This is a genomic window from Cellulosilyticum sp. WCF-2 (genome assembly GCF_003990395.1).
Classification (GTDB): Bacteria; Bacillota; Clostridia; order Lachnospirales; family Cellulosilyticaceae; genus Cellulosilyticum; species Cellulosilyticum lentocellum.
Genome location: NZ_CP034675.1, coordinates 2,607,281 through 2,621,850 on the forward strand (window position 1 = coordinate 2,607,281; position 14,570 = coordinate 2,621,850).

The 14,570-nt window shown below is 33.9% G+C and carries 15 protein-coding genes and 1 tRNA gene; 12 read left to right on the plus strand and 4 right to left on the minus strand.

What is annotated here, in order from left to right; translation table 11 throughout:
- Positions 1-555: 555 nt before the first annotated feature.
- Positions 556-1,422: an SDR family oxidoreductase gene (locus EKH84_RS11555; RefSeq protein WP_127066417.1), complete on the minus strand. Its 867-nt coding sequence runs from the start codon at positions 1,420-1,422 to the stop codon at positions 556-558.
- A 202-nt stretch (positions 1,423-1,624) separates the two neighbouring features.
- Here EKH84_RS11555 and EKH84_RS11560 point away from each other — a divergent pair, with 202 nt between their 5' ends.
- A complete protein-coding gene (locus EKH84_RS11560; RefSeq protein ID WP_127066418.1) occupies positions 1,625-3,283 on the plus strand; it encodes a ribonuclease J in 1,659 nt (552 codons plus the stop codon).
- Positions 3,284-3,308: 25 nt separating this feature from the next.
- Positions 3,309-3,512, plus strand: coding sequence for a hypothetical protein (locus EKH84_RS11565; RefSeq protein WP_041713604.1), 204 nt, complete (start codon positions 3,309-3,311; stop codon positions 3,510-3,512).
- A gap of 443 nt (positions 3,513-3,955) precedes the next feature.
- Here the strand turns inward: EKH84_RS11565 and EKH84_RS11570 are convergent.
- Positions 3,956-4,028: transfer RNA gene (locus tag EKH84_RS11570), tRNA-Thr, on the minus strand.
- 93 nt (positions 4,029-4,121) lie between these two features.
- Positions 4,122-4,757 carry a lactate utilization protein gene (locus EKH84_RS11575; RefSeq protein ID WP_127066419.1) on the minus strand — a complete coding sequence of 212 codons (636 nt, stop codon included), beginning with the start codon at positions 4,755-4,757 and terminating at the stop codon, positions 4,122-4,124.
- Positions 4,758-4,920: 163 nt separating this feature from the next.
- Between EKH84_RS11575 and EKH84_RS11580 the strand changes: the two genes are divergently transcribed.
- From EKH84_RS11580 to EKH84_RS11615, 8 genes are all read left to right on the plus strand, one after another.
- Positions 4,921-5,640 carry a LytR/AlgR family response regulator transcription factor gene (locus EKH84_RS11580; RefSeq protein ID WP_127066420.1) on the plus strand — a complete coding sequence of 240 codons (720 nt, stop codon included), beginning with the start codon at positions 4,921-4,923 and terminating at the stop codon, positions 5,638-5,640.
- A gap of 2 nt (positions 5,641-5,642) precedes the next feature.
- Positions 5,643-6,971: a sensor histidine kinase gene (locus tag EKH84_RS11585; protein WP_127066421.1), complete on the plus strand. Its 1,329-nt coding sequence runs from the start codon at positions 5,643-5,645 to the stop codon at positions 6,969-6,971.
- An 85-nt stretch (positions 6,972-7,056) separates the two neighbouring features.
- Positions 7,057-7,662, plus strand: coding sequence for an accessory gene regulator B family protein (locus tag EKH84_RS11590; protein ID WP_190283309.1), 606 nt, complete (start codon positions 7,057-7,059; stop codon positions 7,660-7,662).
- Positions 7,638-7,790 (plus strand): cyclic lactone autoinducer peptide, encoded by a 153-nt coding sequence (locus EKH84_RS11595; RefSeq protein WP_190283310.1) that lies wholly within the window; start codon positions 7,638-7,640, stop codon positions 7,788-7,790. Before EKH84_RS11590 ends, EKH84_RS11595 begins: the two co-directional genes overlap by 25 nt.
- Before the next feature lie 137 nt (positions 7,791-7,927).
- Positions 7,928-8,596: an L-serine ammonia-lyase, iron-sulfur-dependent subunit beta gene (gene sdaAB / locus EKH84_RS11600; protein WP_127066424.1), complete on the plus strand. Its 669-nt coding sequence runs from the start codon at positions 7,928-7,930 to the stop codon at positions 8,594-8,596.
- Positions 8,597-8,607: 11 nt separating this feature from the next.
- A complete protein-coding gene (gene sdaAA, locus EKH84_RS11605) occupies positions 8,608-9,474 on the plus strand; it encodes an L-serine ammonia-lyase, iron-sulfur-dependent, subunit alpha (RefSeq protein WP_127066425.1) in 867 nt (288 codons plus the stop codon).
- Positions 9,475-9,554: 80 nt separating this feature from the next.
- Positions 9,555-10,412, plus strand: a complete 858-nt coding sequence (locus EKH84_RS11610; protein ID WP_013656912.1) for an NAD(P)/FAD-dependent oxidoreductase — start codon at positions 9,555-9,557, stop codon at positions 10,410-10,412.
- 103 nt (positions 10,413-10,515) lie between these two features.
- The gene (locus EKH84_RS11615) at positions 10,516-11,211 is read left to right on the plus strand and encodes a hypothetical protein (protein ID WP_013656913.1); all 696 of its coding nucleotides are present in this window, start codon (positions 10,516-10,518) and stop codon (positions 11,209-11,211) included.
- A 50-nt stretch (positions 11,212-11,261) separates the two neighbouring features.
- On the opposite strand, the gene EKH84_RS11620 is transcribed toward EKH84_RS11615, so the two are convergent.
- The gene (locus tag EKH84_RS11620) at positions 11,262-12,149 is read right to left on the minus strand and encodes a DegV family protein (RefSeq protein WP_127066426.1); all 888 of its coding nucleotides are present in this window, start codon (positions 12,147-12,149) and stop codon (positions 11,262-11,264) included.
- A 162-nt stretch (positions 12,150-12,311) separates the two neighbouring features.
- Here EKH84_RS11620 and EKH84_RS11625 point away from each other — a divergent pair, with 162 nt between their 5' ends.
- Positions 12,312-12,770, plus strand: coding sequence for a metal-dependent transcriptional regulator (locus EKH84_RS11625; protein WP_013656915.1), 459 nt, complete (start codon positions 12,312-12,314; stop codon positions 12,768-12,770).
- 113 nt (positions 12,771-12,883) lie between these two features.
- On the plus strand, positions 12,884-14,545 hold the full coding sequence (locus EKH84_RS11630) for a putative polysaccharide biosynthesis protein (protein ID WP_127066428.1): 1,662 nt from the start codon (positions 12,884-12,886) through the stop codon (positions 14,543-14,545).
- The last annotated feature ends 25 nt before the right edge of the window (positions 14,546-14,570 follow it).

Genomic DNA, 14,570 nt, shown 5'->3' on the forward strand with positions numbered 1-14,570 from the left:
AAGGTAATCCTTTCAGTGAAGTATCACAGTGAGGATTACCTTTTTTGTGCCAGACTCTTATTTAACTTCTATAACATGCTACCCATTTCTTAAAAAAGACACAGCAATGGCTCCTCAGCACAGTATGAAGTTTCATAAGGCATAGGTAGCAACATCATAAAAGTTAAACCAATGAGTGAGGAGCTCCTTAAAGTCTTGGCCGGGCTGCCCTAAGCTAGGTGCCAAGGCCTTAAGACTCTGGTTAAAACTTTATTTGAATCATACAAGATGTAAAAACGTTTTTGGCAACTTATAAATGGCGTCTCCCTGTCAGCGTACTAGTGACATTTTCCTTGGAGACAGAGGTATCTGTAGCAACAGATTGAAACTTACGAGGCCCGGTCAGTTCCTCAAGTTAATGTTGCGGTGATTATGCTGAGGAAGTTGTTTGATTTGTTTTTACACTTATATATATGTTAGCTACAAGTGGAATCCCTAATAGAAAATAAAAATATTTTTAAACGCTATTTATAACATTAAAGATAGGTTATCAATTTTCTTCATAAAAAAGTAGGATTAGCCATTAATAATTTCTCCACCATTAATATGAATGGTTTGTCCTGTTATATAACTAGCAGCTTTAGAAGCTAAGAAAACATAAGCACCTGCACATTCTATGGGTTGACCAGCACGACCTAGTGGCGTGGTAGTACCAAAAGCAGGAATGCTGCTTACATCAAAACTAGAAGGAATAAAAGGTGTCCAAATAGGACCTGGTGCAACAGCATTAACACGTATACCAGACTTTGATTTTGTAAGAGCCATAGAAAGGGAGCGCGTGAAAGCTGTAATGGCACCTTTGGTCATGGAGTAATCGATGAGTTTTTCATGACCATGAAAAGCGACGACAGAAGTTGTATTAATAATGCATGCACCTGATTTGAGATGCGGTAAGACGGCCTTAGTCATATAAAAAGTGCCATATACATTAGTTTTAAAAGTTTTATCAAACTGTTCGGTAGTAATGGCTTGTAAACTTGAGTTTTCATATTGGACAGCAGCATTATTGACTAGGATATCGATATGCTTATAGGTATCCATGACTTTTGTGACTACTTCTGTAGCGAAAGTTTCTTCTGTGAGATCACCTTTAATAAGAAGACAGCTTTGGCCATAAGCTTCAACAGCTTTTTGTGTATCCTCTGCATCTTTATCTTCATTATAGTAAACAATGGCAACATCAGCTCCTTGCTTGGCATAAGCCACTGCTACAGCACGTCCAATACCACTATCACCACCTGTAATAATAGCTACTTGTTCTTGGAGTAAACTACCATTTGGAAGAGTCGTTTCATCATCAAAAATGGGGAGTGGTTGCATTTCGTATTCAAAACCAGGATGCCTTGTTTGTTGTTGCGCTTTAAAATGGTTAGGGAAAGACATGACAATACCTCCTAAAAGTAATAAATGATTAAGAATAAAAATTCAAATTTAGTATGAGCTTAATGTAAGTATTTCAATATGGAAATTTTATCAAAGCTTAATGGCAAGTAACTTTATCATTTGTCTCATTTAAAAATAACACTACATACTTTTTTAGGAAAAAGTTATACTAAGTATAAAAGTAATAAAGCGAGGATGAAAGATGAAAAATGCTGTGAAAGTCATTCCTCTTGGAGGGCTTGGAAGTATTGGCAAAAATATAACCGTTATAGAGTATGAAGAAGAAATCATAGTGATTGACTGTGGCATGGGTTTTCCAGACGAACAAATGTATGGGGTAGATTTGGTTATTCCTGATATTACGTACTTATTACAAAATAAGAATAAAGTAAAAGGTATCTTTTTCACTCATGGACATGAAGATCATATAGGTGCAGTTCCCTATATATTAAAACAAATGAACATTCCCTTGTATGGAACTCCTCTTACTTTAGGCATTATAGAAAACAAACTCCAAGAACACGGTCTCCTAACAAAAAGTGAATGTCACTGCGTGGAAGCTGGTGACGTGATTGCTTTAGAACAAATAAAGGTAGAGTTTGTGAGAAGTACACATAGTATTGCCGGTGCGTGTTGTATTGCAGTGCATACACCTGAAGGAATTATTTTTCATACAGGGGACTTTAAAGTGGATTATACACCTGTTGATCAGAAGGGAATGGATTTACAGCGGATTGGTGAATTGGGAAAAGAAGGCATATTACTCCTTTTAGCAGATAGCACTAATGTAGAACGTAAAGGACACTCTCCATCAGAAGTAACTATTGGTAAGACCTTAGAGCGTTTATTTGACAATGTGAAAGGACGTATTATTGTTGCGACCTTTGCATCCAATATTCATCGTATTCAACAGATTATTAATGCAGCGGTGCTTTATGGACGTAAAGTAGCTTTTAGTGGCAGAAGTATGGAAAACATAACGAAAGTAGCCAGAAGTTTAGGGTATTTGAGTGTGCCAGAGACTACTTTAATAGAAGTTGAACAAATGAAGAACTACCCTAATGATCAAATGACTATTATTACGACAGGAAGCCAAGGGGAACCTATGGCAGCGCTGGCACGTATTGCCTTTGGAAAACATCGATTCATTCAAATAGAACCCAATGATTTATTTATTATCTCTGCTTCACCTATTCCAGGAAATGATAAATTAGTTTCAAAAGTGATTAATGAGCTTTATAAAAAAGGAGCTCAAGTCATATATAAGGATTTAGAAGAGGTTCATGTATCAGGTCATGCATATCAAGAAGAGCTTAAGCTCATGCATACTTTAACGCATCCGCAGTATTTTATGCCAGCTCATGGTGAATATAGGCATCTGATTCATCATCGCAATTTAGCAAGGCAAATGGGAATGGCTCAGGATAATATCTTTATTTTAGAAGATGGGGAGGTTTTAGAAGTAAGTAAGGTAACAGCTGGAGTGACCGGAAGAGTAAGGGCAGGAAATATTTTAGTAGATGGTATTGGTATAGGAGATGTAGGTAATATTGTACTCAGGGATCGTAAGCATTTAGCAGAAGAGGGGATGCTCATAGTAGTAGCAGCCATTGATTTAGAAACTTGCTCTATTATGAGTGGTCCTGATATTATTACCAGAGGCTTTGTTTATGCCAAGGATTCAGAGGATTTAATAGAAGAAGTAAAAGCTGTAGCTAATAAAGAATTAGAGATGTGTCTTGCTTATCAAATGACAGAATGGCATATTTTAAAAACGAGCATTAAAAAGGTGGTAGAGCAACTTTTATATGAAAAAACAAAAAGAAGGCCCGCTATTTTGCCAATTATTATGGAAGTTTAATATAGAAGGAAGAAAGGTGAGTAAAATGAAAGTTAAGATGGTCTGTACTAGAGATCAAGAAACAAAGGTAGTTGATTTACCCATGAGTGAGGAGGACTTACTTAAAATAAGAGCTACAGTTTTGGACCGTGATTCCATTGGATACATTGCAGGAGCGGATGTGAAATGTTATGACGAGACAGATAATGAAATAGAAAACATTTTTGAATTCAATAAAAGTCTTCAATAACTAAAAAGAGTCACAAAAAAGGGTATAAACATTTATTTTTAATGTTTATACCCTTTTTTATAAAGCTAGTAACTGGGCATTCATTTAAGTATATAACTGGTTAAATGGCTACGTTTAATAACCTGTAAGTAATATATATAGTAGTTATAAATACAATGTACATAAGAGGAAATTCGTATTTCTTAAAAATTTTTAATATCATTACGCTATACTCCTTAATAACTTATATATATACATAATAATATGAATCATTTTAATATTAAATGTATTTTCTTATAAAAATAAATTATAAGTCTGAAAAATTTATAAAGTAAGAATTTATAACAAATAGAGTCAATGGTACCTCTTATTAAAAAATACTGATATTATACGTCGATAAACATAAATATTTATTGACTGACAAAAAAGGATACAAGTAATAACTTGTATCCTTTGAATAGTAAAGCTCTCAACGGGACTTGAACCCGTGGCCTCCACCTTACCAAGGTGACGCTCTACCGCCTGAGCCATGAGAGCAGAGCGCTCTTTGTTAAGCGCTTTATTATAATAGCATGTAGGATGACGTTTGTCAACATTTACCTCTAGAAAAAATGGCTATTTAAGGGTTACTTAATAACCTAGATTTTCACCTACTAGAATGACTTTAATACGACCGGCTGGTTTACTATTACGTGTAATAACCGTTTGCATACAAATACAATCTGGACTTAAACAATCTTGACAAACACCAGTTAAAGCACAAGGTGTGTTTTTACTAAGGCGAATAGCGTTCTGAGGACAAGCTGCATTATGTATACGAGAAAGAGCTTCTGTTTGATTTCTAGCTACTTTATTCATGCCGGCAATAATAATGACTTGTTTAGGTCCATAAATAAGTGAGGCAACACGATTACCAGTACCATCAATATTGATAAGTTCACCCTCAAGAGTGATGGCATTTGTACTCATAAAATAGGTATCAGCAAAAAAAGCACGATGATAGAGTTCTTCTACTTGCTCATTAGGTACCTTGGAACGGTCTAATAGGGTATAACATCCTGCTGCTTCTAGAGCAGGAATAAGACCTATTTCAGCCAATGTCATAGAGCCACCCCAAGAAATAAGTTCACTATTTTTTAAAAGAGAAAATGCTTTTTGAATGGCTTCTTCCTTAGACGATACATAATGGCCTTCTATATGGCGCTTTTGTAAATTCTTTATAAGTGTTTCAGCGGTACGTTCATAATAAAGTGAAGTGATGGTCATATTTTAAACTCCTAAAAATAGTTACAGTTTATTTTATTATAACATAGTTATATAGCCACATGTAAACATAGTCGATGTTGTAATGTGTCAAATATGAATAAAATATGAATTAAAAATGTTGAAAATAATACAAAAATTGTATAGAATTAAATGGGGTGATTAGATGATTAACTTAATAATATGTGATGATAATAAGGATTTCTTAGAATCTGCCACGCTATATATTGAGTATTATCTATCAGTATTGAATGTAGATATTAAAGTTCATCAATTTTCGTGTAGTGAAGCTTTTATAAAGGTATTCAATGAAGTGCCTTATTTTTTTGATATAGTCATTTTAGATATAGATATGCCTGGAAAAGATGGAATAGAAGTTGCAAGATTAATAAGAGAGATTAATCAGGAGCTATTAATTGTATTTTTAACAGGGATAACGACACGGGTTTTTGAAAGCTTTAAAGTTGGTGCATTCAGATATGTACGTAAAAGTCATTTTAAAGAGGAAATCGAAGAGTGCATTCAGAGTGCTTTAAAAAAGATGAGAGCGCAGACAGAATGCTATATAATCAAAACAGAGGAAGGATGGATTAAATTATTAGTTAAGGATATCATGTATTTTCTGTGTGTCAACCGTCATGTTGAAGTACATACAATTCAAGCGTGTTATAAAACAACGATACGGCGTATGAAGGATGTTGAGGAGCAATTTGAAAATAAGGGTTTTACGAAAATTCATAGGGGTTGCATGGTTAATCTAGGTTATATAAAGACTATAGAGGAACAGAAGGTTATTTTAGATAATAATGAATTACTAGTTATGAGTAGATATAGAATGCAACAGGTTTTTTCTGCATATAAAAACCATATTAGGCAGGGGGAGTAAGAATGGAAAAGATTATTTTTAGTTTAATAGATTATATGATGGGATTTATTGAGGTGGTTATGTACTACGGTTTTATGTCTGCAAGATTCGGAAAAACACAAAATCATCCTGTCAATAAACGATGGATGATGTATATAATCGGTGGTATAGGAGTATATATTACAAAACCATTAGGGGTGTCATGGCCTTTAGTGCTAATCATTCATATAGTAATTTTGCTTTGTATTGCACACTATGCCTTTAAAAAAGATATTTTAGAAGAAGCTATATTTACAATATTTTATTTAGTTATTCTTTATTTATTAGATTTACTTGTAATTACTGTATTTGGGGGAAATAATCCAATAGTTAATCAGTTAATGGATTATCAAACAACTTACTTTTATATTCAATTAGGGCTTATAAGTAAGCTACTATTAATTGGAATAGTAAAAATATTTATAGAGCTAGAGAAAAATAAACTTTATCAATTAACGCCTCAAGTAAGAGGACTAATGGGATGTGGTTTTTTTATATCTTTAATTAGTATTTACTTTTTATCAGTAGTTTTTTTTAAGGTATTAGGAAGTATATCTGGTTCCATTAACTTATTTATTACACTAACTGCAGTAGGGATTTTTTTAGATAATATTATTATTTATTATACAGTACAAAAGTTAAGTGATTGGATTAATAAAGAAAAAGAATATGAGGTCGTTCAATATCAAAATGAAGTCCTTATAAAAGCTACCCTAGAAAAGGACGAAATGAATAAGGAAGTACGTAAAATATGGCATGATTTTAATAATCATATGAGCTGCATTGATATGCTTTTGCAAATGGGTAATATAGAGAAGGCTAGAGCCTATATTAAAAATATGAATGCTAGTTGCCAAACTACCTATATGGGAATTAAAACAGGAAATGAAATGGCAGATGTTGTTATTAATCAAAAATTCATGCTAGCAAAAGCTCAGAATATAGACCTGATAGTAAGTGGTGGATTAGATGAGGAGTTAAATATTAATCAAATGGATTTGTGTGCCCTTTTATGTAATAGCTTAGATAATGCCATAGAAGCCTGTCGTCAAATAGAAGATAAAGAAAAAAGAAAAGCAAGCTTATCTTTAAAAATGCATAAAGAGTATTTATTAATTGATGTAAGTAATAGTGTAAAAAAAGAAGCAATGGATAATAAACAATTAATAACAACAAAAAAAGATAAATCAAGACATGGTATTGGAATGCTGAGTATGCGCACAATTGTAGAAAAATATGGTGGAAATTTGGAATGGAAGTATGAAAATAATCAGTTTTTATTATCAATAATGATTAAAAATGTTTTACTTTAACTATTCGCGCCAAAAAATATACTATTCGCGCCAATTTATACATTTTTTGAAAAATAGTGTTATAATAAAAGCAGAGGTGAGGAGAATGCTACAGACTGTATGTCATCATATATCGAATCGGTTGGTTTTTGCTCAAATTATCAAAAAAGAAGACCAACCTATATATGATTATGGCATTTATTTAATCTTAATGACAATCATCACAACAAGTACAATAGTAGTTTTAGGGTTTCTTTTGGGGAAAATAGGTTTAACTATAGTATTTCTTCTGATACTAGCTAGTATGCGTCATTATACAGGGGGTTATCATGCTAATCGGTATTGGCAATGTTATTTGTTATCATGTATGTCATATTGCGCAGTGATGTATTTGGTCTCAAATAAAATCTTGCAAGATACGATGTTGTTGGCAGTAATAGGTGTAATAGCAATGATGTATAATCTGGTCACTGGTTCTCTAAATAGTGATAAAAACCCTAAAACACAAGAGGAAATGGTGCTTAGAAAAAAAAGAGCAAGATTTTTCTTTATATTGTACGGTTTCGTGAGCCTAGTAGGTATTTTATTTAATCTAGGGAAAGTTGATATATGGTTAGTAATAGTTTGGAGCCAGGTCATCGTTATGATTTCACTTCTTATTACACAAATTCAAAGGAGGTATTTCAAATGGAAATTAGAAAGACAATGTTAAAAGGAATTGCAAAAGCAGCAGAAAAAGCAGTAGAAGGTGCAAGTGGTTCTAAATCAGTTTTCATTTTCTTTGAACCAGAAATGCCAAAAGCACTAAAAGAAGCGAAATTCGGTAAAAATAACAAATAATACATAATGAAAAACAAACTCATAAAAAGATGTTTTCATGTAGAAACTGATTCTATAGAAGACATCTTTTTTTTGACCTTAAAAAGCTGTTTAGGTATAATAGAGAAGTTAAAATTTTACAATAAAGAGGATGACAGATGAAAGAATTAAGTGTATTTGACATTATCGGGCCTAATATGATTGGTCCATCTAGTTCACATACGGCCGGCGCTCTTAAAATAGCAAGAGTAGCTTATAAGCTAGCACCTGAAATCATTTCTAAGGTAACCTTCGTTTTATATGGTTCTTTTGCTAAAACCTATAGAGGACATGGGACAGATAGAGCCTTAGTGGCTGGACTATTAGGAATGGGACAAGAAGATGAACGTATAAAAGAAGCCTTTTCTTATGCCAAGGAAGCAGGGCTTCATTATATTTTCGAAACTAGTAATGATGAACATATTAAACACCCCAACACAGTAGAAATTATAGTAGAAGATGAAAAGGGGCGCCCTTTTAGTATAGTAGGATCTTCTATAGGTGGTGGTGCCATTAGTATTGATAAGGTTAATGGTATGGAAGTTTTCTTTGATGGAGAATATGAAACTTTATTTATTAATCATGAAGATAGGGCAGGTGTTGTAGCGCATATTACACAGTGTTTAAGTGAATGGCAAATTAATATTGCTTATATGAGGTCTTATCGTCAAGCAAAAGGAGAAGTAGCCTCTACCATTATTGAAACAGATCAACTGATTTGTGATGAAGTTTTAGCAGCGATTATGGAAAATTCAGCTGTACAATATGCTAAAAAGATTAACTTATAGAGGAGCAGCTTATGAATTTTATAAATAGTAAAGAATTACTTGCATTATGTGAAGAAAAAAATTATACTTTGTCAGAAGCTATGCTAGAAAGAGAAATGGAACTATTTCACCACAACGAAACTAAAGTATTAGGGCAAATGGCACATGCTTATGATATCATGAAAAAAGCCGTAAAGCGTGCCTTGACAGAAGAACTTGTTTCTATGGGTGGCTTAATAGGTGGAGAAAGTAAAAAGCTCTTTTTCAAAGAGGAGTCTTCTGTATGTGGTGATTTAATGCGTAAAGCCATTAGCTATGCAGTAGGTGTATTAGAGGTCAATAGCTCTATGGGGCTTATTGTGGCAGCACCTACAGCAGGTTCTTCAGGTGTTATTCCAGGTGCTTTAATTGCCATTCAAGAAGCTTTTCATTTAAGTGAAGAACAAGTGGTAAAAGCATTATTTAATGCAGGGGCAGTAGGTTATTTAATTACACGCAATGCAACTGTATCAGGGGCAGAAGGTGGTTGCCAAGCTGAAGTAGGTGCAGCATCAGCTATGGCAGCTTCTGCTGTATGTGAGTTAAGAGGTGGTACACCTAAACAATGTTTAGATGCAGCTTCCACAGCTTTAACCAATATTATAGGACTTGTTTGTGATCCTATTGCAGGGCTTGTAGAAGCACCTTGTCAAAAGCGTAATGCTATGGGCGTCGCCAATGCTTTAATAAGTGCAGAAATGACATTATGTGGTATTTCACATTTGATTCCTTTTGATGAGACGGTAGAAGCTATGTATCGTGTAGGTCATAGTATGCCCAGTGAATTAAGAGAAACAGCACTGGGAGGAGTAGCCAGCACACCAACAGCTTGTCAGCTTTGTAAAGGAATATTTGAATAAAGGATGACAAAGTAATGAGATTCATAATATAATTAAAGTAGCACTATCAAGTGTGCAGAGATAAGAATGGAGGTAAAGGCATGTTAGATATAGCCATTATTGGTGCTGGCCCAGCAGGACTTTCTGCAGCTATCACAGGGGTTATTCGTAATAAAAAAGTAAAAGTATTTGGTAATCCACCATCTACTAGCTATATATATAAAGCTGAACGAGTTGATAATTATATAGGGATGCTAGGCGTATCTGGTAAAGAAATGATGGAAACATTTACGAGTCATGCAAAAGACTTAGGTGTAGAAATTGAAAATAAAAAGGTCATTGAGATTTTTCAAATGGGTAATTATTATACTTTAAATGTAGAAAATGAATTCATTGAAGCTAAAACAGTTATTTTAGCCAATGGTTTAACGAAGACAGCTGTTTTAGAAGGTGAAAATGAATTTCTGGGTAGAGGTGTAAGTTATTGTGCAACCTGTGATGGCCCACTTTATAGAGGAAAGGCAGTTGTTGTAATTGGTGATTCTATTCATGCAGAAGAGGATGCTAATTATCTAGCAGAAGTATGTGAGCAAGTTTACTATATTCCACTTTATAAAGAAATTAGTCATTTAGATGGACGTATAGAGGTGCTTAAAGCTAGACCTAAACGTATTTTTGGAGAGCAAGTAGTAAAGGGACTTGATCTAGCAGAAGGAAGCTTAGATGTCAGCGGTGTCTTTATTATTAAAGATAATATTCCTACCACTAAATTATTAAGCGGTTTAGAGCTAGATAATAAATCCATACGTGTCAATCGTATGATGGAGACAAATTTACCAGGTGTTTATGCAGCAGGAGATTGTACAGGAAAACCATTTCAAGTTGCAAAAGCAGTAGGAGAAGGAAGTACTGCGGTACTTCAAGCAGTAAGCTATTTAAATACGCTTGCAAAAGCATAAAGCAAAAGATGGTGTTAAGAAATGAGCACCATCTTTTATTTTATGAGAGTGCTTGTTCTAAAAATGAGAAAACCTCCATAAATTATAAGGAGGAGGTGGGGGGATGAGTAGTAGTTATGCCATTTTGATCATCCTATGTTTAATTGCTCTATATAGTTTGTTTTTAAATTTAAAAGTAATAGGAAATAATCCTTTTATGTTACTACGTTTAGTGTGTATCTTTTTATTTATCTATTCAGCAACAAGGTATATAACTTTAGTTGTTTATGGGGATACACCCAGCTATAATCAACTAGTAGCATTAAGATATTTCTACTTTGCAACAAGTATAGGACTTACAGGAACGACACTTTCAGCTGTATGGTATGCAACACCTTTGTACCGAGAAAGAATAAAGTATCCTTATGTTTTACTAGGCTTTTTACCGTGTGCTTTATTTTATTTATATATGATACTCAAACAACCTACACGTATTGTAAAGAGTGAGAAGATAGGTTATGAGCTAATCTTAACAGGGCAATTTCCAATGTACTTAAGTATTGTTCAAGGCTGCTTTGTAGGCGTTATTTTAATACTTTGTTTAATAGGTATCTGGAGATATAAGAATGTACAAATGAGGGTTCAATTAGCTATTATTATTTTGGCACAACTGGCACTTACTATTGATGGTTTAAGTTACTATGTAGACAGAATTTGGACTATCCCACCATTTACCTTAAGTGAGGCTTTTGGATTTTTTGCAGTATATTACATATTGAGTAAGCCTATCAAAGATATTAAAGGCATTAGTAATGCATAGAACAGAGCCTAATAAAAAGCAACTTCCATAAACATGGAAGTTGCTTTTTATTAGGCATCGAGTAACGTTTCGTATTTTTTTATTAAACAAATACCGGCTACATCAGGACCTGTATTAACGCCAATAGTTGTTCCAATAAAAGCAAAGTCTTCATTTAACGATAGGTCTAATGATTTTGCTAATTCATCCCGTAGTACTTGTGCATACTCCTCATTATCAGCATGAGCAAAAAGATAGTGATAATCTGAAGGGTGTCCTTCAATATAGTCTTTAGTCATTTCAAGGACTTTCGCAATAGCTTTTTTAGTACCACGTACCTTACCAGCTGGGAAAAGTAAGCCATCTTGTAAATAAATAAGCGGCTTAACATTAAGCATCGTACCTAGAAGAGCAGCAGCTTTTCCGATACGACCTCCGTTTTCAAGATAGTCTAGCGTCTCAACAAAGAAAAAGATTCTTGCACTTTCCCTAAGCTTAGTTGCTACTTGGACAATTTGCTTAAAAGCAAGTCCATCTGCAATCATACGTCCAATTTCTTGAACAAGAACACCTTGGCCACCAGTTGCATTAAGAGAATTAATAATTTCAATTTGCGCATTAGGATAATTTTCTAAAATAAGTTCACGAGCATTAACTGCGGCGTTATAAGAACCACTAAAATGGCCTGATAAACACACACAGATGACACTATTTCCAGCCTCAATATGGGGCTTAAAACGTTCATAATAATCATTGATTGATGGCAAAGAAGTTTTAGGGAAGATTTTCTCATCTCTTAGTCTTTGATAAAACGTTTTTAATGATAATTCTTCTATTTCCTTAAAATAAGTTTCTGTATCAAAAGAAACATAAAAAGGAATAGTTTCGATGTTGTACTTACTGAGTATAGATTCAGGTAAATCACAAGAAGTATCACTTAATAGTACGATTTTAGGCATAAATTCACCTCCTTTATTTAAGATAACCTCTTATCAATTCTAATATGCACTAACTCACTCTGTCAATTCATAATTGAAACTTCTACCATAATAGGAAATAGTGCATGTGAGTGTGAACTCTTGCATATATTTATTGTAGTGATGTTTATATGGAGGGATACCATGCTTTCATCTAGCTTAGAAAAGTGCTTAGTTTGCATGTATCAAATGCTTGAAAGTGATAAGGAACTAAAGATTAGTGATCTTGCTAAGCAAATCAACCAACCTTTACAAAAAACAATACAAGCCCTTCAGCGCATGCACTATCAAAAACATATCATATACTCACCTTACCAACCCTTAAAATTAACAGAGCAAGGGAAGAGTACAGCGGAGTATTTAATGGCTAGAGATGCGCTTATCGATGAATTCTTAGGTTTCTTGCATATTGAAAAGAATTTTAGTACGGAAAAGGAATCTATGAGTCAGTATTTATCCTACGAAAGCTTAGAGCAAATAGAAAAATTTGTGATTTTTAATAGGCAATACCCAGAGATTGCTGAGCGTTTTTCACTTCTTTTAAAAATGACACCTAAGCATACGTTATTACCACCCTTGCCTAATGGAGAAAAAAAGCTATAGGATTTCCTATGGCTTTTTTCTATGAAAAGATGTATTCAGTAAAAAAATATGCTAAAATAGGTTTAATCAGGCGAAAAAAGGACATGATTTAAAATAAAACACAGAGGAAGACTATGGAAAGTACAACAAACAAACAAAGCCTCATGAAGGGGGCAATGATTTTAAGTATAGGCGTATTAGTAAGCCGTATTATAGGTATGGTTTATCGTATCCCTATTAGAAATATTTTAACAGATGAAGGTAATTCAATTTATGGTGTGGCTTATGGGATATATGTCGTTATCTTAACTTTAACGGCTATGGCTATTCCGGGAGCTTTGTCAAAGCTTATTGCAGAAAGACGTGCAGCAGGCGCTTATAAAGAAGCACAGAGGGTATATCATCTAGCTATGATTTATGCCCTAGGGGTAGCCTGTGTGATGGCAATTGTTTTATGGTGTAGTGCAGACTTTATTTCAAATACATTTTATCCAACTCAAGATGTAGCACTACCTATTAAGGCATTGGCACCTACTGTTATTATTGCAACTAGTCTGGGGGTACTTAGAGGGTATTTTCAAGGTATGGGAGATATGGTGCCTACTGCTAGTTCACAAGTGATTGAGCAGATCATTAATGTTATTTTTAGTGTTGTTTTAGCTTATAGTTTTTTAAATACAACACAGTCTCTTGTATGGGGTGCCACTGGAAGTGCTTTAGGAACGGGAATGGGAGCTATAGCAGGGCTTATTGTACTGCTCACCTTATATTTTCTCAAAAGACCTAGAATTAAGAAGGAACTAGCACATAGTACTGAATATGAATATCAAAGCACAGGGACAATCTTAAAACAGATTTTAAATATGATGATTCCTGTTATTATTAGTGCTTCGGTTTTCTCTATTATGACATCTATTGACCAATCTATGATTTCTAAGGTATTGCCAAGAAATATAGATATACTAAGAGAACAGGGTTTATTAAACTTAGTACCTGTAATGGATGCAGCCAATTTGAAAACAGATACAGTTGTAAATCATTTAAGTAGTTATCTTTCATTTCAATATATGACCTTTATGAATATTCCTGTGAGTTTGATTTTACAATTAGGATTAGCCACAGTACCAGCTATAGCAGCAGCTATGGCAGCAGGTTTATATAAAGATATTCGTAAGAAAACAAAGCTGATTTTTAAGGTAGGTTTGCTGATTGCAGCACCTTCTGCTGTAGCCTTTCTCATATTTGCTGACCCTATTCTCACATTAGTAGTAGGCGATGCCAAGGGTGCAGAGGTACTTTCAGCAGGGGCTATTGGGATTTTAGGAATGGCACTAGCACAATTAAGTGCGGGTGTATTACAAGGAATGAGTAAGCAAAGCATTCCTACCATTAATGCCGTTATAGCTTGTGCTATTAAGGTGGCTATGAATTTAGTCGCACTCTCTATTCCGGCGCTTAATATTTATGGCTTTATTCATAGTACAACTTTATGTTATGTCATTTATGCGATTTTAAATATACGTTACTTATGTAAGCATCTTCATATTAAATTTAATTGGAAAAAACTTTTACTTAAACCTATGATTTGTGCAGGGGTAATGGGAATCATCAGTTATGCTATTTATGCACTTCTAATCTTCATAGGTGTTTCAGTTAAGTTAAGCATTTTAGTGGTAATACCTATAGCTGCTATTATTTACTTCCTTGTAGGCCTTGCAACTCATACGATTTCAAGGTCTGACCTATTATCTTTCCCGGGTGGTAAAAAAGTAGTTGCATTTCTTGAAAGAGCATAAAAATTAAAAATTTATATTAAAAACA

Excerpts from the sequence above, each read along its gene's own strand:
- EKH84_RS11630 (WP_127066428.1), top strand. The coding sequence starts at position 12,884 with ATGGAAAGTACAACAAACAAACAAAGCCTCATGAAGGGGGCAATGATT.
- EKH84_RS11580 (WP_127066420.1), top strand. The coding sequence starts at position 4,921 with ATGATTAACTTAATAATATGTGATGATAATAAGGATTTCTTAGAATCT.
- EKH84_RS11620 (WP_127066426.1), bottom strand. The coding sequence starts at position 12,149 with ATGCCTAAAATCGTACTATTAAGTGATACTTCTTGTGATTTACCTGAA.
- EKH84_RS11595 (WP_190283310.1), top strand. The coding sequence starts at position 7,638 with ATGGAAATTAGAAAGACAATGTTAAAAGGAATTGCAAAAGCAGCAGAA.
- EKH84_RS11615 (WP_013656913.1), top strand. The coding sequence starts at position 10,516 with ATGAGTAGTAGTTATGCCATTTTGATCATCCTATGTTTAATTGCTCTA.
- sdaAB (WP_127066424.1), top strand. The coding sequence starts at position 7,928 with ATGAAAGAATTAAGTGTATTTGACATTATCGGGCCTAATATGATTGGT.
- EKH84_RS11560 (WP_127066418.1), top strand. The coding sequence starts at position 1,625 with ATGAAAAATGCTGTGAAAGTCATTCCTCTTGGAGGGCTTGGAAGTATT.
- EKH84_RS11575 (WP_127066419.1), bottom strand. The coding sequence starts at position 4,757 with ATGACCATCACTTCACTTTATTATGAACGTACCGCTGAAACACTTATA.
- EKH84_RS11625 (WP_013656915.1), top strand. The coding sequence starts at position 12,312 with ATGCTTTCATCTAGCTTAGAAAAGTGCTTAGTTTGCATGTATCAAATG.
- sdaAA (WP_127066425.1), top strand. The coding sequence starts at position 8,608 with ATGAATTTTATAAATAGTAAAGAATTACTTGCATTATGTGAAGAAAAA.
- EKH84_RS11565 (WP_041713604.1), top strand. The coding sequence starts at position 3,309 with ATGAAAGTTAAGATGGTCTGTACTAGAGATCAAGAAACAAAGGTAGTT.
- EKH84_RS11585 (WP_127066421.1), top strand. The coding sequence starts at position 5,643 with ATGGAAAAGATTATTTTTAGTTTAATAGATTATATGATGGGATTTATT.
- EKH84_RS11590 (WP_190283309.1), top strand. The coding sequence starts at position 7,057 with ATGCTACAGACTGTATGTCATCATATATCGAATCGGTTGGTTTTTGCT.
- EKH84_RS11610 (WP_013656912.1), top strand. The coding sequence starts at position 9,555 with ATGTTAGATATAGCCATTATTGGTGCTGGCCCAGCAGGACTTTCTGCA.
- EKH84_RS11555 (WP_127066417.1), bottom strand. The coding sequence starts at position 1,422 with ATGTCTTTCCCTAACCATTTTAAAGCGCAACAACAAACAAGGCATCCT.